The 23127-nt window shown below is 68.5% G+C and carries 23 protein-coding genes; 9 read left to right on the top strand and 14 right to left on the bottom strand.

All coding sequences use genetic code 11. From position 1 onward, the window contains the following. Positions 1-75: 75 nt before the first annotated feature. The 14 genes from Q0672_RS22770 to Q0672_RS22705 all read right to left on the bottom strand — a co-directional run bounded on the left by Q0672_RS22770 (position 76) and on the right by Q0672_RS22705 (position 12822). The gene (locus Q0672_RS22770; protein WP_298626389.1) at positions 76-1866 is read right to left on the bottom strand and encodes a branched-chain amino acid ABC transporter ATP-binding protein/permease; all 1791 of its coding nucleotides are present in this window, start codon (positions 1864-1866) and stop codon (positions 76-78) included. Beyond that, positions 1863-2900, bottom strand: a complete 1038-nt coding sequence (locus tag Q0672_RS22765) for a branched-chain amino acid ABC transporter permease (RefSeq protein WP_298626386.1) — start codon at positions 2898-2900, stop codon at positions 1863-1865. The genes Q0672_RS22770 and Q0672_RS22765 overlap by 4 nt, the downstream gene beginning before the upstream one ends. An 85-nt stretch (positions 2901-2985) precedes the next feature. Beyond that, the gene (locus Q0672_RS22760; protein WP_298626382.1) at positions 2986-4131 is read right to left on the bottom strand and encodes an ABC transporter substrate-binding protein; all 1146 of its coding nucleotides are present in this window, start codon (positions 4129-4131) and stop codon (positions 2986-2988) included. 162 nt (positions 4132-4293) lie between these two features. Next, positions 4294-4680, bottom strand: coding sequence for a tautomerase family protein (locus tag Q0672_RS22755; protein ID WP_298626379.1), 387 nt, complete (start codon positions 4678-4680; stop codon positions 4294-4296). A gap of 10 nt (positions 4681-4690) precedes the next feature. Beyond that, positions 4691-5194: a flavin reductase gene (locus tag Q0672_RS22750; protein WP_298626376.1), complete on the bottom strand. Its 504-nt coding sequence runs from the start codon at positions 5192-5194 to the stop codon at positions 4691-4693. Between the two features lie 34 nt (positions 5195-5228). Further along, positions 5229-6188: a PDR/VanB family oxidoreductase gene (locus Q0672_RS22745; RefSeq protein WP_298626373.1), complete on the bottom strand. Its 960-nt coding sequence runs from the start codon at positions 6186-6188 to the stop codon at positions 5229-5231. 41 nt (positions 6189-6229) lie between these two features. Beyond that, on the bottom strand, positions 6230-6970 hold the full coding sequence (locus tag Q0672_RS22740; RefSeq protein WP_298626370.1) for an SDR family oxidoreductase: 741 nt from the start codon (positions 6968-6970) through the stop codon (positions 6230-6232). Between the two features lie 12 nt (positions 6971-6982). After that, positions 6983-7459: an aromatic-ring-hydroxylating dioxygenase subunit beta gene (locus Q0672_RS22735; RefSeq protein WP_298626367.1), complete on the bottom strand. Its 477-nt coding sequence runs from the start codon at positions 7457-7459 to the stop codon at positions 6983-6985. 16 nt (positions 7460-7475) lie between these two features. Next, complete coding sequence (locus Q0672_RS22730; protein ID WP_298626364.1) at positions 7476-8750, bottom strand: aromatic ring-hydroxylating dioxygenase subunit alpha; 1275 nt, start codon at positions 8748-8750, stop codon at positions 7476-7478. A 48-nt stretch (positions 8751-8798) separates the two neighbouring features. After that, positions 8799-9326, bottom strand: a complete 528-nt coding sequence (locus Q0672_RS22725) for a nuclear transport factor 2 family protein (RefSeq protein WP_298626361.1) — start codon at positions 9324-9326, stop codon at positions 8799-8801. A 31-nt stretch (positions 9327-9357) separates the two neighbouring features. After that, positions 9358-9717, bottom strand: a complete 360-nt coding sequence (locus Q0672_RS22720) for a hypothetical protein (protein ID WP_284189025.1) — start codon at positions 9715-9717, stop codon at positions 9358-9360. 28 nt (positions 9718-9745) lie between these two features. After that, a complete protein-coding gene (locus tag Q0672_RS22715; RefSeq protein WP_298626357.1) occupies positions 9746-10852 on the bottom strand; it encodes an acyl-CoA dehydrogenase family protein in 1107 nt (368 codons plus the stop codon). A gap of 78 nt (positions 10853-10930) precedes the next feature. Further along, positions 10931-12046 carry an amidase gene (locus Q0672_RS22710; RefSeq protein ID WP_298626354.1) on the bottom strand — a complete coding sequence of 372 codons (1116 nt, stop codon included), beginning with the start codon at positions 12044-12046 and terminating at the stop codon, positions 10931-10933. Between the two features lie 275 nt (positions 12047-12321). Beyond that, positions 12322-12822: a flavodoxin family protein gene (locus Q0672_RS22705; protein ID WP_298626350.1), complete on the bottom strand. Its 501-nt coding sequence runs from the start codon at positions 12820-12822 to the stop codon at positions 12322-12324. Positions 12823-13039: 217 nt separating this feature from the next. Here Q0672_RS22705 and Q0672_RS22700 point away from each other — a divergent pair, with 217 nt between their 5' ends. From Q0672_RS22700 to Q0672_RS22660, 9 genes are all read left to right on the top strand, one after another. Next, positions 13040-13330 carry a hypothetical protein gene (locus Q0672_RS22700; RefSeq protein ID WP_298626347.1) on the top strand — a complete coding sequence of 97 codons (291 nt, stop codon included), beginning with the start codon at positions 13040-13042 and terminating at the stop codon, positions 13328-13330. 123 nt (positions 13331-13453) lie between these two features. After that, complete coding sequence (locus tag Q0672_RS22695) at positions 13454-13915, top strand: hypothetical protein (protein WP_298626345.1); 462 nt, start codon at positions 13454-13456, stop codon at positions 13913-13915. Between the two features lie 78 nt (positions 13916-13993). After that, entirely contained in the window at positions 13994-14824 is an 831-nt protein-coding gene (locus Q0672_RS22690; RefSeq protein ID WP_298626342.1) for a hypothetical protein, read from the top strand. Next, a complete protein-coding gene (locus tag Q0672_RS22685; RefSeq protein ID WP_298626339.1) occupies positions 14821-17394 on the top strand; it encodes a molybdopterin-dependent oxidoreductase in 2574 nt (857 codons plus the stop codon). The genes Q0672_RS22690 and Q0672_RS22685 overlap by 4 nt, the downstream gene beginning before the upstream one ends. Before the next feature lie 25 nt (positions 17395-17419). After that, on the top strand, positions 17420-18109 hold the full coding sequence (locus Q0672_RS22680) for a 4Fe-4S dicluster domain-containing protein (protein ID WP_153161355.1): 690 nt from the start codon (positions 17420-17422) through the stop codon (positions 18107-18109). Next, positions 18109-18753 (top strand): molecular chaperone TorD family protein, encoded by a 645-nt coding sequence (locus tag Q0672_RS22675; protein WP_298626334.1) that lies wholly within the window; start codon positions 18109-18111, stop codon positions 18751-18753. Before Q0672_RS22680 ends, Q0672_RS22675 begins: the two co-directional genes overlap by 1 nt. A 51-nt stretch (positions 18754-18804) precedes the next feature. Continuing rightward, positions 18805-19773: a 4Fe-4S binding protein gene (locus Q0672_RS22670; protein WP_298626331.1), complete on the top strand. Its 969-nt coding sequence runs from the start codon at positions 18805-18807 to the stop codon at positions 19771-19773. A gap of 26 nt (positions 19774-19799) precedes the next feature. Continuing rightward, a complete protein-coding gene (locus Q0672_RS22665; protein ID WP_298626328.1) occupies positions 19800-21671 on the top strand; it encodes an ATP-binding protein in 1872 nt (623 codons plus the stop codon). Beyond that, entirely contained in the window at positions 21668-23047 is a 1380-nt protein-coding gene (locus Q0672_RS22660; RefSeq protein ID WP_298626325.1) for a sigma-54 dependent transcriptional regulator, read from the top strand. Before Q0672_RS22665 ends, Q0672_RS22660 begins: the two co-directional genes overlap by 4 nt. Positions 23048-23127 lie beyond the last annotated feature (80 nt).

Genomic DNA, 23127 nt, shown 5'->3' with positions numbered 1-23127 from the left:
AGCGCGCTGTGCCTTCCGAACGGCTTGGCTGTGCAAAGCCAAGCCTCCACGAACAGAGTGAGCGTGGGGGTCATCTCATACTCCTCCCAGATAGGCTTCGAGCACGGCCGGGTCGCGCTGGACTTCGTCGGGCAGGCCTTCGGCGATCTTCTGGCCGAACTCCATCACCACCACGCGATCCACCAGGCCCATCACGAAGTCCATGTCGTGCTCGACGATCAGGATCGCCATGCCTTCGGCGCGCAGCTTGCGAAGCAGGTCGCCGAGGGCTTCCTTCTCCTTCAGGCGCAGGCCGGCGGCGGGTTCGTCGAGCAGCAGCAGGCACGGGTCGGAGCACAGGGCGCGGGCGATCTCCAGGATGCGCTGCTGGCCCAGGGCGAGGCTGCCGGCTTCTTCGTACATGTGGCTGCCAAGGCCGACGCGCTCGATCTGGCGGGCGGCTTCCTTCAGCAGGCGGGCTTCCTCGGCGCGATCCTGACGCCAGGCGGCGTGGAACACGCCCTTGCCGCCCCGCAGGTGGGCGCCGATGGCGACGTTCTCGAGCACGGTCATGGTCGGCAGCAGGCGCACGTGCTGGAAGGTCCGGCTCATGCCCAGCGCGGCGATCTCCCGCGAGCTGTGGCCGGCCACCGACTTGCCGCGGAACAGCACCTCGCCCGATGTCGGCGTATCCACGCCCGAGAGTTGGTTGAACATGGTGCTCTTGCCGGCGCCGTTGGGGCCGATCAGCGCCAGGATCTCGCCGGCTTTCACCGTGAGGTTCATGTCGTTGTTGGCCACGAGGCCGCCGAACTTGCGGGTCACGTTGCGGGCTTCGAGGATCACCTCGCCGGCCGTCGGTAGGTCGCGGCGGGGCAGGGTGTCGGCGGCGGGGTCGATGGTCTTCTGCGGCGCCTTCACCGGCACCAGCTTCTTCAGCACCGGCCACAGGCCTTCACGGGCGCGCTGGAGCACCAGCACCATCATGACCCCGAAGACGATGGCCTCGAAGTTGCCGGCGGAACCCAGCAGCCGGGGCAGGATGTCCTGCAGCCACTGCTTGAGCACGGTGATGAGCCCGGCGCCCACCAGCGCGCCCCACACGTGGCCGGCGCCGCCGATCACCGCCATGAAGAGATACTCGATGCCGATGTGCAGCCCGAAAGGCGTGGGATTCACGAAGCGCTGCATGTGGGCGTACAGCCAGCCCGACGCACAGGCGTGCAGCGCGGCGATCACGAAGATGATCATCCGCGAGCGGGAGGTATCCACGCCCATCGCCTCGGCCATCACCATGCCGCCCTTCAGCGCCCGGATCGCCCGGCCCTCGCGGGAATCGAGCAGGTTCTGGGTGGTGAACACCGCCACCATCACGAAGGCCCAGATCAGGTAGTAGATCTTCTCGCCGGCATCCAGCACCACGCCGAACAGGGTGATCGGCGAGATGCCGGTGATGCCTGTGTGGCCGCCCAGGCTCTCCAGCGTGCCGAACAGAAAGTACAGGCTGATCCCCCAGGCGATGGTGCCCAGCGGCAGGAAGTGGCCCGACAGCTTGAGGGTCAGCGAGCCGACCACCACCGCCACCGTGGCGGTGAACACCAGCCCCACCAGCAGGGTGAGCCACGGCGAGGCGCCGGCCCAGGCGATCCAGCCCGGCAGTTCCGGCGTGGTGCTGAGCACCGCCGTGGTGTAGGCGCCTAGCCCCACGAAGGCGGCCTGGCCGAAGCTGGTCAGCCCGCCCACGCCGGTGAGCAGCACCAGTCCCAGCGCCACCAGCGCGTACAGCCCGATGTAGTTGAGCAGCGTCACATAGAACGGCGCGAGCACGGCCGGCAGGACGAGCAGCAGGGCGACGAACAGGCCCTGCACGAGACGGTCGGTTCTCATTCTTCCTCCTCCACGTGGCGGCTGGTGAGGGAGCGCCACAGCAGCACGGGGATGATCAGGGTGAACACGATGACTTCCTTGAAGGCGCTGGCCCAGAAGGATGAGAAGGATTCCAGCAGGCCCACAAGTACCGCGCCCACGGCGGCCAGCGGGTAGCTCGCCAGCCCGCCGATGATGGCGGCGACAAAGCCCTTGAGGCCGATGAGAAAGCCCGTGTCGTAGTAGATGGTGGTGATCGGTGCGATCAGCACGCCCGAGAGCGCGCCGATCAGCGCCGCCAGGAAGAAGGTGAGCTTGCCCGCCAGTGACGGCGAGATGCCCATCAGCCGCGCGCCAGCCCGGTTGATCGCGGTGGCCCGCAGCGCCTTGCCGTACAGCGTGCGCTCGAAGAACTGGTAGAGCGCGACGATCAGCACCACCGACGACATCACCACCCAGATCGTCTGGCCGGAGACCATCAGCGGGCCGAGCTCCAGGTTGGCGTCGCTGAAGGCCGGGGTGCGCTGGCCTTCGGCGCCGAAGAACAGCAGGCCGAGGCCGACCATCGCCACATGCACCGCCACCGACACGATGAGCAGGATCAGGATCGGCGCCGCGGCGATGGGCTGGAAAACCAGCCGGTACATCAGCGGGCCCATCGGCACCACCACCGCCAGGGCCAGCAGCACCTGGGCGGCGAGCGGCATGTCCTTCACCGGCAGCGCGGCGAGCAGGGCGGCGAGGCCGAGCGGATAGCCGAGGTTCCAGCCCAGCACGCCCACCAGCCGGCGCGGCTGCCCGGCCCGCAGGGCGAGGCCGCCGTCGATGAGCGCCGCGGTGGCGCCCATGCCGGCCAGGAGCCAGACGGTGGCCGGCACCGTGCCGGCCTGCATCATCGCCAGGGTAAGGGCGCCGTAGGCCACGAACTCGCCCTGGGGGATGAAGATCACCCGCGTCACCGCGAACACCAGCACCAGGGCCAGGGCCAGGAGCGCGTAGATCGCCCCGTTGGTCAGGCCGTCCTGGGCGAGCATCAATGCAATCTGAACGTCCATGAGTTTCCCCGTCGGCGACGGCACAGGGCCGCCGACTTGCAGTTGCAAAGGATCCGGGGCGCTGCGGCCCCGGATCGGTGCGGATTTACTTCAGGAGGGTCCAGGTGCCGTTGGTGACGGTGATCAGCTCGCGGCCCCGTTCGTCGAAGCCGCTGTGGTCGGCCGCCGACATGGTGTAGACGCCTTGGGTGGCGGGCATCTCGTGGGTCTGCTCGAGGGCATCACGCAGCGCCGAGCGGAACTCCGGCGTGCCCGGCTTGCCCTTGGCGAGCGCGGTGGGGATTGCGCGCTCCAGCAGCAGGCCGGCGTCGAACATGTTGCCGCCAAAGGTGGCCGGGGCCGCGCCGTAGGCCTTCTCGTAGGTCGCCACGTAGTTCTTGGCGATCTTCTTGGACGGGTGGGTGTCGGGCACCTGGTCGAGCACCAGCATCAGGCTGGCGGCGAGGATCGTGCCTTCCACCTTCTTGCCGCCGAGCTTCAGGAAGTCAGGCAGCGCGGCGCCGTGGGTCTGGTAGAACTTGCCCTTGTAGCCGCGATCCACCAGCGCCAGCTGGGGCAGCACGGCGGGCGTGCCGGGGGCGGCGATCAGCACCGCGTCGGGGCGGGCCGCCATCACCTTGAGGGCCTGGGCGGTGACCGAGGTGTCCTGACGCTGGAAGCGCTCGTCGGCGACGATCTTGATGCCTTTCTTGGCGGCGCCGTCGGCGACGACCTTGCCCCAGTTCTCGCCGTAGGGGTCGGCGGTGCCGATGAAGCCGAGGGTCTTCACGCCGGTCTTCGCCATGTGGTCGAGGAGCGCCGTGGCGATCAGGCTGTCGTTCTGGGTGGTCTTGAAGACCCACTTCTTCTGGTCGTTCATCGGCAGCACCACCGCGGCGGTGCCCACCGGCGCCAGCAGCGGCACGCCGGCTTCGGCGACGAACTGGATCACGCCCATCGCGTTGGGCGAGCCGGAGGGGCCGATGATGGCGTCCACCTTCTCTTCGCTGATGAGCTTCTTCACCGCCACCACGGAAGCGGTGGGGTCGCTGCCGTCGTCGAGGGAGATGTAGCGGATGGTCTGGCCGCCGGCCTTGGTGGGCAACAGCGGGACGGTGTTCTTCTGCGGGATGCCGACCATGGCGATCGGGCCGGTGGAGGAAGACACCACCCCGATCTTGATGTCTGCATGGGCAACGCCCAGCGACAGTGCTCCGATCAACAACGAACCTGCCACGTGCTTGAGTTTCATGGGTGTATCCTCCAGAAAAATTGCTCCAAATTGGGATCAGGCAATCTCCGCTTAAGCGGATCTCTTTTTTGGTTTTAATTTGTTATTCACGTGAATGTTCACGTTTATACACACAGCGCGACGTGAATACCAGCCATTTTTTTCACGTCGTTTAGGGTGTTCTCAGCGGCCCCGGGCGAGGGCCGTCAGGCCGCCCAGGCCGAAGTCGGTGTTGGGCACGTCGAGGATCATGATGCGCACCGGCGCAGCCGGCACCTGCAGGGTTTCCTCGATCACGCGGGTGAGCCCGGCGATCAGCGCCGCCTTCTGGGCATCGGTGCGGCCGGCGATCAGCAGCGCATGTACCGTCGGGCCGCCGGGCAGCTCGGCCTCGCTGAGCAGGGTGCCGCCGAAGCACACGTGGGCCTTCGCCAGCTCGATCAGGAAGATGCGCACGCTCTCCCGCGGGGCGCCGATGGTCTCGACGACGGCGTCGGTCATCCCCTTTAGGAGCGCGGCCTTCTGCGCGGCCGCAAAGCCTTCAACCACATAAATGTTGAGGTTGGGCATCGCGGGGCGCTCAGGCGTGGGCCGCCACGACGTCGCCGACGTCGTGGTAGCCGCGGTTGAAATACACCAGCCCGCTGCGCGAAGCCTCGCCTCGCGCCACGTCTTCCACCTGACAGTAGAAGACGCTGTGGGAGCCGACGGTGTGGGTGTCGACGATGCGGCAGTCGAAGCTCACCAGCGCGCCGTCGATCACCGGGCTGCCGGTGGCGAGGCGGCGGGCGCCGACCCGGGCGAAGCGCTCGTCCATGGTCACGTTGCGGTCGGCAAAGAGCCCCGAGACGTCCTGCCGGGCGGCGCCCAGCACATTGACGCACAGCACGCCGTTGCCCTCGAAGGCCGGGTGGGCCCAGGAGCCGCGGTTCATGCACACCAGCAGCGTCGGCGGCTGGTCGGTGACGCTGCACACCGCGGTGGCGGTGAAGCCGGCCCGGCCGTTAGGGCCGTCGGTGGTGATGACATTGACGGCGCCGGCCAGCAGGGCCATGCCGTCGCGGAAGGCGGCGGTGTCGGTCATGGTGTTCTCCTCGTTCTCTGTCTTGGGGTGGGGCTCAGATGTCCAGCACCAGCTTGGGGCTCTTGGCGCGGGAGCAGCACAGCAGGATCTGGTCGTTATCGGCCTTCTCATCGTCGGTGAGGAAGACGTCCCGGTGGTCCGGCTCGCCCTCCAGCACCGTGCACAGGCAGGTGCCGCACACGCCCTGCTCGCAGGACACGGTGACCTTGATGCCCACCGTGGCGAGGGCGTCGACGATGCTCTGGCCGTCGGCCACCTGAACCGTCTTGCCGCTCTTCTTGGCGACCACCTCGAAGGCGGCGCCGGCGGTGTCGGTGGTGGCCTGGAAATACTCCTTGTGGATCTGCGCCTCGGGCACGCCGAGCCGCTTGGCCTCGCCGATCACCCACTCCATGAAGCCCGACGGGCCGCAGGTGTAGACGTGGGTGCCGGCCTTCGGCCCGCCCAGCACGGTGGCGAGGTCGAGGCGCTGCTCGGGCGCTTCGTCGTCGAAGTGCAGGTGCACCCGGTCGGCGAAGGGGCTGGCGGCGAGTTCGTCGATGAAGGCGGTGGCGCTGCGGCTGCGGCCACAGTAGTGCAGCTCGAAATCCTTGCCGGCGCCGAACAGCGCCCAGGCCATCGCGATCATCGGCGTAACACCGATGCCGCCGCCCAGCAGCACCGTGTGGCGGGCGTCCATGGTGAGCGGGAAGTGGTTGCGCGGCAGGCCGATGCGCAGCGTCGTGCCTTCGTGCAGCTCTGCGTGGGCGGCCACCGAGCCGCCGCGGGAGGCCGGATCGCGCAGGATGCCGAGGCGGTAGGTGCCGCGCTCGGCCGGGCTGCCGGCCAGGGAATACTGGCGCACCAGCCCGTCGGCGAGGTGCACATCCACGTGGGCGCCGGCCTCGAAGGGCGGCAGCGCGCGCCCGTCGGCACTGGCCAGATCGAGCACCAGCACGCCATTGCCTTGTTCCTGGCGGCGTTGCACGACGACGGTGAGGGTTTCTTCGGACATGATCTCTGCCTGCGTTCTTCGGGGTTGGGGTGGTGGGGCGATCAGCGCATGAAGATGCCGCCGTTCACATCCCAGGTGGCGCCGGTGGTGAAGTCGGCGTCCGGGGAGGCGAGGGTGACGATCAGGTCGGCGACGAACCTGGGGTTGCCCAGGCGCTTTACCGGGATCATCTCGTTGATGAGCTTTTCCAGGCGCTCCGGCGGCACCGCGGCGCGTACCGAGGGCAGCTCCATCGGGCCGGGGGCGACGGCGTTCACCGTGACGCCGGTGGCCGCGAGCTCCCGGGCGAAGATCTTGGTCAGCGTGAGGATCGCGCCCTTCGACGAGGCGTAGTGGGCACCCGACGCGGTGCCGCCGTTCTGCCCGGCGAGCGACGCCAGGTTGATGATCCGCCCGTAGCCGGCCTTCGCCATGTGGGCGCCGAACACCTGGCAGCCGAACAGCGTGCCGCGCAGGTTCACCGCGATCACCTCGTCGAACTCTTCCGGGGTGATCTGCATGACCGGCGTGGTGGGTGTCATCGCGGCGTTGTTCACCGCCACCTGCAGGCCGCCCCAGCGGTCGAGCGTGGCGGCGAGGGCGGCCTCGAAGTCGCCCTTGTGCTTCACGTCGAGCTTGAGGGGCAGGACGTCGGCGCCACCGCCGAGGCTGGCGGCGGCCTCGGCAGCAAGGGCATCGGTGCGGTCGGTGACGGCCACCCGGAAACCGGCGGCCAGCAGCTGCCCGGCGATGATGTGGCCGAGGCCCTGGGCGGCCCCGGTGACCAGTGCGACCTGCGACATGGCCGGCGCTCCTTACAGGATGTAGCCGATGCCCTGGAGGGTATCGGTGGAGTTGATGAGGCGGATGATCTTGCGGCGGATCAGGAAGCTGCCCGCGGTGCGCACCAGCTCGAAGGTGACGTCGGCGCTGTAGTGCTTCTGCACGTCCTTGCGGAACTCGCGCAGGTTCTGGGCGCAGCGCACGGTGACCACTTCGCCGTCGTCGGCCAGCACCCGGAAGCGCGACACCGAGCGGATCGTGCGCGGCACCGGCGAGGTGCTGATGGATTCGCCGCTGCCCAGCCGGGCCACGCGCTTGGCGCGCATCGCGGCGTTGTCGCAGGCGTAGTTGAGGGTGTTCTCGAAGTCGGTTTCATCCGGGTTGATCGGCACGATGTAGAGGCCGTCGTTGGTCCAGGATTCGAGCCACTGGGGGTATTCGCCGTGGTCGAGCATGTCGGCTTCCTGCCACAGGAAGGCGGCCACTTGGGTGATGAGTGCGGTGTTCATGGGTGTCGTCTCCGGGTCAGGCGGTCATCAGTTTTTTCCACTGCTGGTAGGCGGCGCGCATGCCGGTCTCGGCGCTCACGTCGCTCACCTTGCCGTCGGCGGTCGGCTTCTCGCCGGCGAGGCCGCGGTTGAGCATGATCCACAGGTCCTTGCCGGCGCTGGCGCCCTTCTGGACGCGCTCCCAGGCTTCGGAATCGTCCGGCGTGCCGAAGCCCATCGGGCCCTGGAAGTGCTCGTGCATGCGCAGGCGGGCCTGGTTGGCGACGGCCGGGCCGCCGTCCATGGTGATCACCGCGTGGTGGATCTCGGTCTCGGTCACCGAGATCGGCTGCAGCACGCGGAAGAAGGCCATCGAGCAGGCGATGTTGGGGAAGATGTTGAGGTTGAAGCCCGAGCCACCCACGGCGCGCACGATGCGGCGCACTTCCAGATCCTCGTAACCCTCGTCGCGGAGCGCCTGGGCCAGCTCGGCGAAGCGTTCGGGGATCGGGGCGTCGAGGTTGGCTTCCAGGTCGATCAGCTGGGGAATCATCACCATCACGCTGTGGCCGTTGCCGAGTTCCTCCACGTAGCCGGGGCCGCCGACGAAGTCGAGCATCTCGACGGTCTGCTGATCCACCGACGACAGGAAGGATTTATGCACCAGCGGGAAGTGATAGGCGTCGGTGGTGTTCTCGAGCTGGATTTTCCAGTTGCCGGGGAAGCGGAAGCGGTGCTCGCCAGCCACCTTGATGGGGAAGCCGCCGCCCTGCTTCATGAAGAGGTCCATCCACTTTTTGGCGGGGCCGAGGTAATCCACCAGCGGCTCTATGTCGTCCTTGAAGGTGGCGAAGAGCATCCCGGCGTATTCCTCGACGCGCAGGCTCACGAGGCCCAGTTCGCCCTTTTCGAGCTGGTCGGCGTAGCTCTCGGGGTGCGGCACGCCGCGGAGCGCCCCGTCCAGCGAGTAGCTCCAGCCGTGGTAGGGGCACACGAAGCTGTTGGTCTTGCCCTTCTTGCCTTCGCACACGGTGGCGGCGCGGTGGCGGCAGCGGTTGAGGAGCACATGCACCTTCTGCTTGCGGTCGCGCACCACGATCACCGGCTGACGGCCGATGTAGGTGTTCTTGTAGCTGCCGGCCTCGGGCACTTCGCTGGTGTGGGCAACCCACACCCAGGTGCTGGCGAAGATCTTGTCCATCTCGGTCTCGAAGATGGCCGGGTCGGTGTAGAGAGAGGTGTGCACCCGGTCGGCCTGGACCCGGTCGGCGAGGGTGAGCGCCTGGTCGGCGGTGTCGTGCTTGCTCGTCATGGTTGATTCCTTTGGCTTGGTCTGCGTGTTCTCGAATGGGGTCAGGGCTCAGTCCGGCACGGGCAGCGGGTCGGCCTTGTTCCAGGCGTCCACCGGCCGGCTGAAGAGGTTTTCGGTGCGGAAGTGGGCCATCCGCCAGACGCCCGCCTTGCCGCGCCGGAAATCGACGGTGAGCCGCGCCGCGTTGAGGTGCGAGGCGCCGGTGGCGAAGGTGGAGGTCTGGAGCATCACCCAGCTGCCGGTGGCGGTGTCGCTGCCGGTCACGTCGATGAGCTCGGAGGTGAGGAAATGGACGTTGATGGCGAAGTGGGCGGGCTCGGTCATGTACTTCGCGAACATCGCCCGGATCACCTTGCGGCCCTCGATGCGCCCGAAGCTCGCCGCGTACTTCTCGCCGATGCCTTCCCACACCGCGTCGCGGGTGAACAGCCCGGCGAGCTCGTCCAGCGGGCTGGCGGCATCGAGCGCGTCGCACAGCACCATGTAGCGGTTCATGCAGGCGCGCACGGCGTGTTCGGCCTCGAAGCGGGCGAGCCGGGCTTCGAGCTGGCGGCGGGGTTGGGCGGAGGCGGGCATGGTTGGCTTTCGGTCGGCGATCAGTCGGGACTCAGTCGGGGATCACCAGCTCGCGGCCGATGCGGGCCTCGACGCGCATGTACTTCCACAGCTTGTAGGTGCCGTCGCCCACCGGGGTGACGCGGAACAGGTTGCAGGCGGCGGTGACGGTGTCGTAGTCGGGCACGTCGGCGAGCACATAGGTCGTCCAGGGGAAGGCCACCGACGGGCCGACCATGATCCGGTCGTCGTCCATGTTGCCGAGCACGCGCACGCCGGGCAGGCGGGCGATGCCCTGCATCATCGAGACGAAGGCGCCCCAGACGTCCTTCATCTCGTCGGCGGTGCCGTCCATGAAGTTCTGGTTCACGCCCATGCAGAACAGCACGCGCAGCGGGGTCTTGTCGCTCATCGTTTTTATCTCCGTGGGGTTGGCGGGTTCAGAGGTAGCCGGGCAGGGGCTTGAGGCCGAACAGCATCGCGCCGGCGTTCTGGTAGGTGATGTCGCCCATGAAGGCGTGCTGGGTGATCATCTGCACGTCGCGCACCTGGGCGGCGAGGGGGCAGGATTCATACACGCCGGTGCCGCCCGAGACCATCTGGGCACGGCGCGTCACGTCGGCGCTGACGCGGGAGGCGTGGGTGGTGGACAGGCGCAGCATGCTCACCAGGTGATCGCTGGGCTTGTCGCCCTTCAGCAGCACCTGCCACACGTCGTCGATGGCCTGGTAGAACCACGCGCGGGCGGCGCGCAGCTCGGCTTCGATCTTGGCGATCTCCAGCTGCACATAGACGCGCTCGCCCAGGTTGGGCGCGCCGGTGACGGACGCCCGGCCGGCGGCCATGCCCAGCACTTCGTCGATGGCCGCCCGGGCGATGCCGAGGCCGACGACGGTGAGCACCTGGGCGGCGAAGGAGAGGGTCGGGTAGCGGTACAGCGGGGTGTCGAGGGACGAGGCGCCGCCGCGGACGAAAGTCCATTCGGGCGGGACGATCACGTCCTTCACCACGATGTCGTGGCTGCCGGTGCCGAGCAGGCCCATCACGTCCCAGTTGGGCTCGATCGTCACCTGGTCGCGGGGCATCACCGCCATGCGCGGCAGGCCGGAGTTGTCGCCATTTTTGGGCAGGATGCCGGCGCCGATCACCTCGGCGCCCATGCTGCCGCTGCCCCAGCTCCAGCGGCCATTCACGCGGTAGCCGCCTTCGACCAGCTCGGCCGGCTGCGGCGGGAAGATGCCGCCGGCAAACACCACGTCCGGGCCTTTGGCGTAGAGCTTGGTGAGGGTCTCGACGGGCAGCGCGGCCAGATAGACGCCGCCGATCCCGAAGCTCGCCACCCAGCCGGCCGAGCCGTCGGCGCGGGCGATGGTCTCGACCAGCTCGCAGAACTCGGCGGGCGATTTCTCGTCGCCGCCGAAGCGCTTGGCCACCAGCGCGCGATACACGCCGACCGCCTTGAAGCGCTCGATGATGTCCGGCGAGATGTATTTCTGGGCTTCGAATTCCTTGCGGCGCTGGCGGATGTCGCGCAGCAGCGCGTCCATTCCGGCGACCTCCGGCGCTACGTCGGCGCCAGCCCTTGGTTCCTGCAAATTAGCCAACATCGGTGTCTCCAGTCCAGGTTAGGGTCGATTGATGTGACGGGCGAAATGGGCGGCGACGGCGCACAGGCGTTCGTCGTCGTGCATGGCTGCCACCAGCTGCAGGCTCACGGGGTAGCCGTCGATGGCGGGCAGCGGAATGGCGATGGCCGGGTGGCCGGAAAGGTTGAAGGGGCGCACCAGCGAGGTCATCGCGACGAGCTTGCTGGTGTCGGCGGCGTCCTCGAGGCGCGGCGGGGCGTCGGCCATGGTCGGCAGGGCGAGGATGGGGAAATCCAGCAGGGCGGCGTCCACCTGGGCGGCGAAGCGTTCGCGCACGAGGTTGGCGGCGGCCACGTCGTCCGGCGTGGTGAGGGACGCGGCCTGCAGGCGGCGGGCCATGTCCTCGCCCACCAGCCCGGTGCCCACCAACTCGCCACAGGCGGCCCAGGTTTCGGCGTTGATGACGGTGAGGCCGGCGGCGTAGGCGGCGCCGAAGTCGGGCAGCGTCACGTTGCCGGCGGGCAGGCTGCTTGCAGCCACCGCAGCGGCGACGGCGTCGAGGATCGGCGGGGTGGCGCTCACGTCCACCAGGCCGATGCGCACGCCGGCGATGTCGGGCAGCGGGCCGAAGCTCGGGTCGATGGCGCGCATCACGGCGATGAGGCTGTCCATGTCGCGGGCGAAGGGGCCGACGCAGTCGAGGCTGGTGTGGGCGGGCATCACGCCCCGGCGGCTGACCCGGCCGAAGCTGGGCTTGAGGCCGAACACGCCGCAGCAGGCGGCGGGGATGCGGATCGAGCCGCCGGTGTCGGTGCCGAGCGCCACATCGACGCTGCCCTCGGCCACCGCCACCGCCGAGCCGCTCGACGAGCCGCCGGGCACGTAGGCCGGAAATTGCGGGTTGGTCGGGGTGCCGGTCCAGCGGTTGATGCCGGTGGTGCCGAAGGCGAGTTCGTGCAGGTTGGTCTTGCCGGCGAGGTGGTAGCCGGCGGCCAGCAGGCCCTCGACCACGTCGGCGTTGGTGCGGGCGGCGGCGACGGATTCGAGGGCCCGGCAGCCGGCGCGGGTGCGCACGCCGGCCACGTCGATGGTGTCCTTGATGCCGACCCGCGGGCCGTTGCCACCGATGTCGAGGGGCTCGACGAAAACGCTCATTGATCCGTCTCCTGGTGAGGTGGCTGGTGCAGCGGCTGGCCTGTCCGGGCTGGAAGGAAAGCTGCTGAAGTTGGTTCAAATGTAGATTTCAATACTTGCAAAGTCAACTGATTGTTCACGCGATAAATGGAATGAAAAATCAGCCGCGGCGGCACGTGGAGGCGAAGGTTTCGGCGGGGGAGGGCTGGCGGTGGCGGTAGAGCGGCGATTTGTTCAGCTACAGCAACAATCGATGCCGGATTGTTGCTGTGGATGGACGAGCCCCGGATGGCGCGTCAGAACGCGCCCATTGCAAGCCCGGCGGCGAAGGCGGCGCCCAGCTCGGTGCCTTTGTCCAGTTCGGCCTGGGGCACGGTTTTCGGGGCGAGGATGGCCTCGGTGGTCTGGGCGTGGGTGCACACGATGAGCGGCGGGGCGATCTCCCGCAGGCGCCAGCCGGTGGCGATGCGGGCGATCTGACGTACGGCGTTGCTGCCGTCGTTGCCGGCGCACACCACGGTGGCGTAGGGCCGGCCGTTGATGTGGTCGAGGGCGCCGTAGTAGCTGCGGTCGAAGAAATCCTTCATCAGCCCGGCGATGGCGGCGAGGTTCTCGGGGCAGGCGAACACGTAGCCGTCGGCGGCGAGCAGGTCGTCGGGGCCGGCGTCGCGGGCGGCGAGAAGGCGCACGGTGACGTCCGGCTCGTCGGCGGCGCCCCGGGCCACGGCGCGGATCATCTGCTCGGTGGCGCCGGTGGTGGATTGATAGACGAGGAGGAGGGTCTTGGCGGTGTCCATGCCTTCACCCTAGCACGCCGGCGGCGGCGTGCACGGCCCGGCGTCGGGTGGCGGGCTTTCGTGCCTGTCACATTGGCTTGGCCGGGCTGTCAATCTGGCAGGCGGCCCGTTCGAGGCGGGCTGCGGCTTCAGGAAAAACATCAACAAAACAAAGGTGTGTCTTCTCCTGCCAGGCAGGCACGCAACCTGCTCAGTGAGTGGCAAGGAGGAATCATCGATGAGCCAAAGGATGAAGGCACTGGGGCTGGCGCTGCTGCTGCAGATCCCCGCACAGGGGATGGCCGAGGGCTTTGTGGCTGGCCTGCAACCTGATCGGCGGCCCGCGTCGGCGCCAACCGTCGCCGCAACGCCGGTGGATGAGTCGCTCAAGGTGCAACGGCTGCAGGGCATCGACAAGCCCTGGCCGGGCAACCTGGAGACGATCGCCGCCCAGGGCAACTGGTATTCCCCGATGTTCCGGCCCGGGATGCTCGGGCCCTACGACCTGCGAGGCCTGCACGTTCGCTAGCCGCGCATGAATCCTCGTGGCGGCCGATGCGTTCGCGCTGGCCGCAACGAAATCTCCGGGTGGCCTTCCGTGGGAAGGGCGCCCGGCTTCAACCAGCAAGTCTGTCAATCAAGGAGAAACTCTATGAAGTCTTTCGGCAAGCTCGTCAGCTGTTCCGCCATCGCTCTGGCTCTCTGTGCGGCACTGCCCGCGGCCGCCAAGGATGACCAGAAGGGTATGTCCGGCATGAGTGGCATGCAGGGCCAGAAGGGCATGAGCGGCATGTCCGGCATGGAAGGTCAGAAGGGCATGGCCGGCATGTCGGGCATGGAAGGTCAGAAGGGTATGTCTGGCATGTCCGGCATGGAAGGCCAGAAGGGTATGGCCGGCATGTCCGGCATGGAAGGCCAGAAGGGTATGGCTGGCATGTCCGGCATGCAGGGCCAGAAGGGTATGGCCGGCATGAGCGGCATGCAGGGTCAGAAGGGCATGAGCGGCATGTCGGGCATGTCCGGCAACAAGGCCAAGAAGGCGCACAAGGCCAAGCAGCAAGGCATGAGCGGCATGTCCGGTATGTCCGGCATGTCGGGTATGGAAGGCAAGTAAGGCTTTCCTTGCGGCCCCGCAAGGGGCCGCCTTTTTACTGGCCTGTCCGGCCGGTCTGGCATGAGCCGAGAGGTTGTCATGGTGGTCATTCCAAGAAAACTACGTGTCCACGCAGCACTCCTGTTGTCCCTGGTGTTTGGTGCGGCGCTGTCCGATGCGCATGCAGCCGACCCGAAATCCACTCCCACTCCCGATTACCAGCGCGCCCGCTACAGCGCCCTGCACTTCAAGCCCGCGATCAGCAAGGCGACCGACGCCGACTGCCTCGCCTGTCACGCCGAGGTGCTCAAGCCTTCCGTGCGCGAGACCTCGCCTGCCGGCGTCCGGGCTGCCGACGCGAAAGCCTGGTACCAGCGCACCAGCACCTACAGCGGCACCCAGGACACCTTCCACCGGCGCCATCTGACCAGCGATTTCGCCAAGTCGGTGATGGCGCTGAGCTGTACCACCTGCCATGAAGGCCATGACCCTCGCGACGAGCATCCGCTGAGTTCGGTCACGTCCCAGCGCGACGGGGGCTTCCGCCTGCGCAAGAGCGTGGTGCCCGAGACCACCTGCCTCAAGTGCCATGGCCAGATGAACACCGCCGTGATGGGCCTGCCCGGCCCGTGGCGCGAAACCCGCGAGATGTTCCAGAACGACTGCCTCACCTGCCACGCGGCGATCCGCACGACCCGCCATCAGGTGAGCTACCTCAAGCCGGACGCCATCGAAGCGGCCGGCAAGGGCAACGGCGACGTGTGCTACGGCTGCCACGGCGGCCGCGCCTGGTATCGCATCACCTACCCCTACCCACGCCACGCCTGGCCGGGGATGGCGGAGGAGACACCTGACTGGGCCAAGGGTCGTCCGACCCAATCCGAAGCCCGCTTCCAGATCGGCACGACGGCACAAGGACAAGAAAAATGAAGATCGACTTCGATGGCGGCACGCCTGCCGCGCCGGCTGAACCCGGGCGACGGGACTTCCTCAAGGTGATGGGCGTGGGCGCCGGCCTTGCCGGGCTGGGTGGCCTGGTGGTGGCGCCGAAGGAGGCCTCGGCCTTCGCCTACGAACCGTATTACACCGACGACCAGCTCACCACGGTGGTCACCTCCTGCGCCCACAACTGCGGCTCGCGCCACATGCTGGTGGCCCACAAGAAGGGCGACGTGATCGTGCGCCTGTCGTCCGACGACGGCCGCTACCAGAAGGGCGGATTCTTCGGCAAGGACACCACCGACGAGCCCCAGCTGCGGGCCTGTCTGCGCGGGCGCAGCTACCGCTCGCGGCTTTATTCGCCGGAGCGCCTGCTCTACCCGATGATGCGGGTCGGCAAGCGCGGCGAGGGCAAGTTCAAGCGCGTGTCGTGGGATGAGGCGCTGGATTTCGTCGCCCAGAAGATGGTCGAGCTGAAGAAGACCTACGGCCCCACCGCGATCCTCGACCAGAGCTATGCCGGCGCGTCTTACGGCGTGCTCCACAAGTCGGACCAGATCGAAGGCCTGCTCGGGCGTTTTCTGGGGATGTTCGGCTGCCGCACCAACAGCTGGAGCGTGCCCAGCTACCAGGGCACCACCTTCTCCAGCCGCATCACCTTCGGCACCATCGAGGACGGCAATGAGGACGACGCCTACGCCCACAGCAAGCTCATCATCATGTGGGGCTGGAACCCGGCCTACACCTTCCACGGCGGCAACACCTTCTACTACATGCGGATGGCCAAGCAGCGCGGCTGCAAGTTCGTGCTGGTGGACCCGCAATACACGGATTCGGCCGCCGCCTACGACGCCTGGTGGATTCCCATCCGCCCCAACACCGACGCGGCGATGCTGGCCGGCATGGCCCACGTGATCTTCAGCGAGAACCTACACGACCAGAAGTTCATCGACCGCTTCGTGCTCGGCATGGACAAGGGCACCATGCCCGCCGACTACCAGGACGCCGAGAGCTTCAAGGATTACATCATGGGCACCCGCGATGGCACGCCCAAGACGGCCGAATGGGCCGAGGCAATCTGCGGCGTTTCGGCGGACGACATCCGCAAGCTCGCGCGCCTCTACGCCACCACCAAGCCGGCGGCGCTCAAGGCGTCGTGGGCGCCCGGCCGCGCCGCCTACGGCGAGCAGTACAACCGGATGGCCGCCGCGGTGCAGGCCATGACCGGCAACATCGGCAAGCTCGGCGGCTGCGCCGAAGGCGTGGGCAAGGCCTGGCATTCTGAATCGGTGGCCTACCCCTACGACGAATTCGCCAACGTGTGGTTTGCGTCGATCAAGTCGGATCGCTGGGCCCACTGCGTGCTCAACTACCCCACCCTCCGGCGCGAGGAAGTCGGCCTGTGGCCGCGGGAAGACGAGACCGACGGCCAGATCCCCAACATCCGCGGCATTTTCTGGCAGGGCTCGGACTGGTTCAACCAGCTCACCAACATCAACAAGGAAATCCAGGCCATCGAGAAGCTGGATCTGGTGGTGTGCCTGGATTCGACCATCACCCCGTCGGGCATCTGGGCCGACGTTCTGCTGCCGGTGGCCACCCACTTCGAGCGGCATGACGTGGCGCTGCCCTGGTACAAGGGCCATTACTACATCCACCGCCCGAAGGTGATCCAGCCCCTGGGCGAATCGCGCTCCGACTTCCAGATCTTCACCGAGCTCGCCTACCGCCTCGAGGCCCTCGACCCGACGGTGAAGGACTTCGGCAAGCGCTACAACCCCCGCGCCACCCGCGACTACTTCCACAACCCCGACCCGGTGGACGAGGCCTATCTGGCCGCCTGGTGGAACGGCAAGGTGCGCCCCCATCAGGGCGTGACGATGAGCTGGGACGAGTTCAAGCGGCACGGGGTGTACAAGTTCACCTTCAAGCGTCCGCTGGTGGCCTTCCGCGACCAGATCGTGAAGGGCGAGCCCTTCGAGACCGGCTCCGGCAAGATCGAGATCTTCTCGCCGTATCTGGCCGGCATTGACGACTGGACCAAGACCCAGTACGGCTACCCGATCCCCGCCATCCCCAAGTGGATCGAGCCCTTCGAATCCCTCAACAGCCCGAAGACGCAGGACTACCCCTTCCACCTCATCAGCCCCCATCCGCGCTGGCGGACCCACTCGATCTTCCACAACATCCCGTGGCTGCGCGAGACCTACGACCAGGAGCTGACCATCAACGCCGCCGACGCCCGGCGCCTCGGCATCCAGACCGGCGACACCGTCGAGGTGTGGAACGGCCGCGGCAAGTGCGTGGTGCCGGCCTACGTCACCGAGCGCTGCCTGCCCGGCGTGGTGGTGCTGTTCGAAGGCGCGTGGATGGATCTGGACGAGCAGGGCGTGGATCGGGCCGGCAACCCGGATTTCCTGACCCTCGACGAACCCAGCCCGGCTGGTGCCTTCGCCTACAACACCGCCCTCGTCAACGTGCAGAAGACGGACCTCGCCCACCGCCCTGGCTGGGACCAGCTCGCCACCGCACGCTCCAGCGTGTTCCGGCGCGACTACTGACGCCCGGCCCCAGGAGAGAACCACCATGGCTGACAAGAAGACCATCCGCAAGCTGGGCGCCGAGGCCCGCGCCGAAGTGCCCGCCGCCCAGGCCCGTCGCGACGCCGCCACCTACGAGCCGGTCAAGCCGGCGAAGCAGCTCGGCTTCATCCACAACAACATGGACTGCATCGGCTGCCGCGCCTGCGAGATCGCCTGCAAGGACAAGAACGGCCTCGCCCCCGGGCCGCGCTTCCGCCGCGTGATGTACGTCGAGGGCGGGCAGTTTCCCGAGGTGTTCGCCTACAAGGTGAACATGTCGTGCAACCACTGCGCCGAACCCGCCTGCCTGCCCACCTGCCCGACCGGCGCCATCTGGAAGCGCGCCGACAACGGCATCGTCGACATCGACTCCACCCTGTGCATCGGCTGCCGCCGCTGCGAGGCCGCCTGCCCCTACGGCGCGCCCCAGTTCGACCCGATCGACAACCTCGTCAAGAAGTGCAACATGTGCGTGGACGAGATCGACGCCGGTCGCAAACCCTACTGCGTGATGGCCTGCATGATGCGTGTGCTCGACGTGGGCCCCATCGACCAGCTGCGCGCTGGCACCTATCCCACCAAGGCGATGGCCAAGGGCGAGCAGCCGGTGCGGCAGGTGCAGCACATGACCAGCCCCGAGCTGACCAATCCCTCCATCGTGTTCATCGCGCATCCCAAGGGGAGGGTTGAGTGATGGGTGACGCCGTATTCCGCACTCCGATGGGCGCGCGCATGAGCCTGCGCGCCGCCGCCGAGGATCTGGCTGCGCTGGCCTGGCTCCACGAAGCCGAGCGCGACGTGGACACCCTGATCCGGCTGCACTCCGCCGGCTTTCCCGACGGGCTCACCCTGGCCGGTCCCGAGGCCCAGCCCCGGGTGGCGATGGGCGACGCCCTCAGGGTGATCGGCCGCGTGCCCGAGCACGACCGCCCGTCGCTGGCCGACGACCTCGCCGCCGACTACGCCGGCATCTATCTCACCCACGCCCTGCGCGCCTCGCCCTGCGAGTCGGTCTGGCGCGACGAGGAGAAGCTGATGATGCAGGGCCCGGCCTTTGCGGTGCGCGAGCGCTACCGGGCCCACGGGCTGATGGCGGTCGACTGGCGGCGCACGGCCGACGACCACGTCTCCAACGAGCTGGCCTTCCTTTCGTACCTGCTGTCCCGCGGGGAGGGGCTGGAGGCCCGCCGCTTCATCGAGGAACACCTGCTGCAGTGGCTCCCGGATTTTGCAGAACGGGTAACGGCCCGCGCCTCCACCCGCTTCTACGCCGCACTCGCCTCGCTCACGCTGCATGTCATCGAGAACCTGCACCGGCAGCTCCGGGCCATCCACTGACGTGAGGCGGCGGCAAAGGTCCTCGTGCGTCTTGCCGGACATCCCCTGGGGATGCCCGGCTTTTTTGCCTCGGCGATGCTGACCGTCGACGAGACCCGCTGCGTTCACCGGCTCGCGGCCGTGGCGCGCTGCCGCGCCTGCGTGGACGCCTGCCCCACTGGCGCCTGGGCGATGCAGCCGGACGGGCTCGATTTCGATCCGGCCCGCTGCGACGGCTGCGGCCTGTGCGTGCCGGCCTGTCCGCCGGGGGCGCTGGCGCTCGCCGCGCCGCCCGCCCTGCCGCTGTCGGGCGACACCCTCAGCCTGGCCTGCGAGCACGCCCCGCTGGCGGCCGGGCCGCTCACCCGCGTGCCCTGCCTGCATGCCATCTCCGAAGCGCGGCTGCTTGCCCTGTACCTGGCCGGGCTGCGCCGGCTGGGGGTGGTGAGCGGCACCTGCGCCACCTGCCCGCGGGGCCGTGTCATGCCACTTGTGGAGCGGCTCGACGCCTTGAACGACGCGCTGCGGGCGGCTGGTGCGCCAGCAATCGAGCTGCTGCCGATGGCGATGCCCGGCAAAGCCGCGCCCTCCCGGCGGCGCGGCTTCTTCGGCCTGCTGCGCCCGGCAGCCCGCACGGCCGGCCCCGATACCCGTCCGGCGGCGCTCCGGCTGCTGGCATCCATCGGCAGAAGTGGTGGCCTGTGGGCGGTGAGCCTGGACGTCGCCCGCTGCACGGGCTGCGCGGTGTGCGCCCGGCTGTGCCCCGAGGGCGCCATCGACTGGCTGGAAGCGGGCGCGGAGGCCGGGCTGCGCCTGCGCATGGAGCGCTGTACCGGCTGCAATCTGTGCGTCGACGCCTGCGACCAGGGCGCCCTCCGGCCTGGGCGGGCCGCTGGCGGGGTGGTCGTCGCCTTCTTTCATGACACCACCTGTAGCCGCTGCTCCGCCACCTTCCGCCATCCCGCCGGCCATCGGGCGCCGCCCCTGTGCCCGGTCTGCCGGACAGGCGCCCGGCGCCCGGACAGGCTGGTGGTAGACTGAAAATTACCGCGGACTTCCCCTGACGAATGAATCTGCTATCGCGACTGTGGTTTGCCACGCCCCTCGCGCGACGCCTGATGCTGGTCCTGATGCTGGCCCTGCTGTGCGCCTCGGGCATGCTCGTCGGGGGCGCCCTGTGGATTTCGGGCACGGCCCTGCAGGTGGAGCACGAAAGCTCCGCCCGCCGCCTTGCCGGCCTGTTTGAAGCCAGCCTGCAGTCGGCCATGCTGCGGCGTGATCTGTCGGGGTTGGCCGAGATCCTTGTCCAGTTGGGCGGCCTGCCCGGCGTGCAGTTTGCGGCACTGCTCAATCCGGCTGGCGAGGTGCGCTTCGCCTCCCGCGACGCCGATCAGGGCAGTCTCCACCCGGAATGGGTGCGCGATCTGTGCCTCACCGCGGGCTGCATGGTGTCGCCGCCGCGGCTGGACACCCTGGATGCCGGCAAGGCCGGCCTGCTGCGCATTGCCTACCCGATCCGCAACCAGCCGCGTTGCGGCGGCTGCCACGGCGCCGTCGACACCCATCCGGTCAATGGCGTGCTGGTGGTCGAGTTCGTGCCGCCCTCCGAAGGCAGCGGCGCGGCCCAGTTGCAGCGTCTGCTGCCCCTGGGGCTGGCGGCCCTGTGCCTGCTGGCCTTGGCCATCTGGTGGGTGGTGCGGCGGGAGGTGCTGACGCCGGTGGGCACGCTCGCCGGCGTGGCCGGGCGGCTCGCCGATGGCGATCTCTCGGCGCGGGTCGGCAGCCTCTCTGGCGGCGAACTGGGCCGCCTGGGCGACGAAGTGGACGCGATGACCCGACGCCTCGGCGAGATGCTCGACCAGGCCGGCCAGCAGGGCGCCTTCCTGCAGGGGCTGGTGGATGCGGCGCCCGACCCGATGGTGGTGATCGGCGACGACTACCGCATCGTGCTCGCCAACCGGGCCTATTCCGAGCTCGTCCAGCTGCCCCTCGAGGCGATCCGCGGCGAGCGGTGTCACCGCATCGGCCGCCAGCTGGACGAACCCTGTCCGGTCACGCTGGTCACCTGTCCGCTGGCCGAGCTGCGCGCCCGGCCGGACGCCCTGCGCACCGTGATGAGCTTCAAACGGCCCGACGGCAGCTCGGTGAGCGTCGAGATCCACGCCGCCCCCCTGGTGGGGCCGGACGGGCGCCGGCTGGTGGTCGAGGCGATCCGCTCCCTCGACGATCAGGTGCGCTTCTCCCAGGAGCAGCGGCTGTCGGCGGTGGGCCTGCTGGCCAACGGCGTGGCCCACGAGATCCACAATCCGCTGGCGTCGATCCGCCTGGCGCTGCAGTCCAGCCTGCGCGGGCTGCGGGATGGCTCGATGGATGCCGCCGAAGTCACCGAATACCTCGAGCTGGTGGACGCCGAGATCGACCGCTGCGTGCTCATCACCCAGCGCCTGATGACCCTCAGCCACCCGCCCGGGCCAACCCGCCCGGTGCTCGTCGGGGCCGCCATTGACGACATGGTGGCGCTGCTCGCCGAGGAGGCCCGCAGCGCCCGGGTGAAGGTGAATCTCGATCTCCAGCCCGCCGACGCCCGGGTGCGCGGCGACGAGGCGGAGATGCGCCAGGTGGCCCTCAACCTGTTTCAGAACGCCTTTCACGCCATGCCCGACGGCGGCACGCTCGACATCCGCCTGCGCCGCGAGGATGACTTCCATCACCTCACGGTGCGGGACAGCGGGGTCGGCATTCCGGTCGAGGAGCAACCCCTGATCTTCATGCCCTTCTTCAGCCGCCGGGCAGATGGCCGCCGCGGCTCCGGCCTCGGCCTCGCCATCTGCAAGGCCATCCTCGAACGCCACGGCGGGCGGATCAGCGTCGAGAGCCAGGCGGGGCAGGGCAGCACCTTCCATGTCTTCCTGGCCTGTGCCGACGGAGAAAACCCATGAACGCACCGGTCGCCCATTCGATCCTGGTGATCGAGGACGACGCGGTGCTCAACCGCCTGCTCCTCAAGACCCTCGCCCGCAGCGGCTTCGACATGCACAGCGCCCAGACCTGGGCCGAGGCCCGGGCGCGCATCGACGAGGTGGCGCCGGATCTGGTGCTGCTCGACATGAACCTGCCCGACGCGCGGGATTTCGGGCCCCTCACCGACATCGCCCAGACCCGCCCGGTCATCATGCTCACCGCCTACGGCTCGATCAATCAGGCCGTCGAGGCGATGCGCCTGGGGGCGGTGGATTACCTGGTCAAGCCGGTCAACCTGGCCGAGCTCGAGCTGGTCATCCAGCGGGCGCTCGAGGGCTCCAGGCTGCGCGCCGGTGACGCCCTCAAGGCCGCCATGCGGGGCCTGGTGGACGACCCGATGGTGGGCGGCAGCGAACCCATGTGCCAGGTGCGCAGCCTCATCGAGGCGGTGGCCGACGACGACGTGACGGTGCTGGTGCGCGGCGAAAGCGGCGCCGGCAAGGAGCTGGTGGCCCGCGCGGTGCACGACGCCGGCCAGCGGCGCGACGGGCACTTTGTGGCGGTGGATTGCTGCACCCTGCAGGAAACCCTCTTCGAGACCGAACTCTTCGGCCACGAGCGCGGCGCCTTCACCGGGGCCGACCGGCGCAAGCCCGGCCTCATCGAAGCCGCCACCGAGGGCACCCTGTTCCTCGACGAGATCGGCGAGATCGGCCCGTCGATCCAGGCCAAGCTGCTGCGCGTCCTCGAGACCGGGCGTTTCCGGCGGGTCGGCGCCACCACCGACCTGCGCGCCAACGCCCGGGTGGTTGTCGCCACCAACCGCGACCTCGCCCAGATGGTGCGCGAAGGCCGCTTCCGGGCCGACCTTTATTACCGCCTGTCGGCCTTCGAGATCACTGTCCCGCCGCTGCGCGACCGGCGCGACGACATCCCCCGGCTGGTGGATCACTTTGCCCGCGCCCGGGCCCGCAACGGCCGTCAGGTCGAGTTCTCCGACGAGGCCCTGGCGCGCCTCCTCAGCTACGACTGGCCGGGCAATGTGCGCGAGCTGCGCAACGTGGTCGAGCGGGCGCTGATCCTCGCCAGCCGCACCGGCCTCGTCGGCCCCGAACACCTGCCGCCCCTGCGCGATCCGGGCTTCGACGTCGCGCCTGCGGCCAGCGGCCCGGTGACCATCCATGGCGAACCCACCCTCGACGAGATCGAGCGCCACTATCTGGCCGAGCTGCTGGACCGCCACCAGGGCAACCGGCGCCGGGTGGCCGAGGCGATGGGCGTCTCGGAGCGCACCGCCTACCGGATGCTCGAACGCCACGGTTTCAAGGGCCGCGGCGACGGCGGCGAGGGCTGAGCGCCGTCATCCGGCCCGATCATCCGGCGTACTGTCCGGCGTGAATTTGGTTGTGCGCCGCGTCACATCTCCGCCCTGAC

Source organism: uncultured Zoogloea sp. (assembly GCF_937894855.1).
Taxonomy (GTDB): domain Bacteria; phylum Pseudomonadota; class Gammaproteobacteria; order Burkholderiales; family Rhodocyclaceae; genus Zoogloea; species Zoogloea oryzae.
Note: the sequence above shows the minus strand (reverse complement) of the source record. Positions and strands in the feature narration are given on the sequence as shown.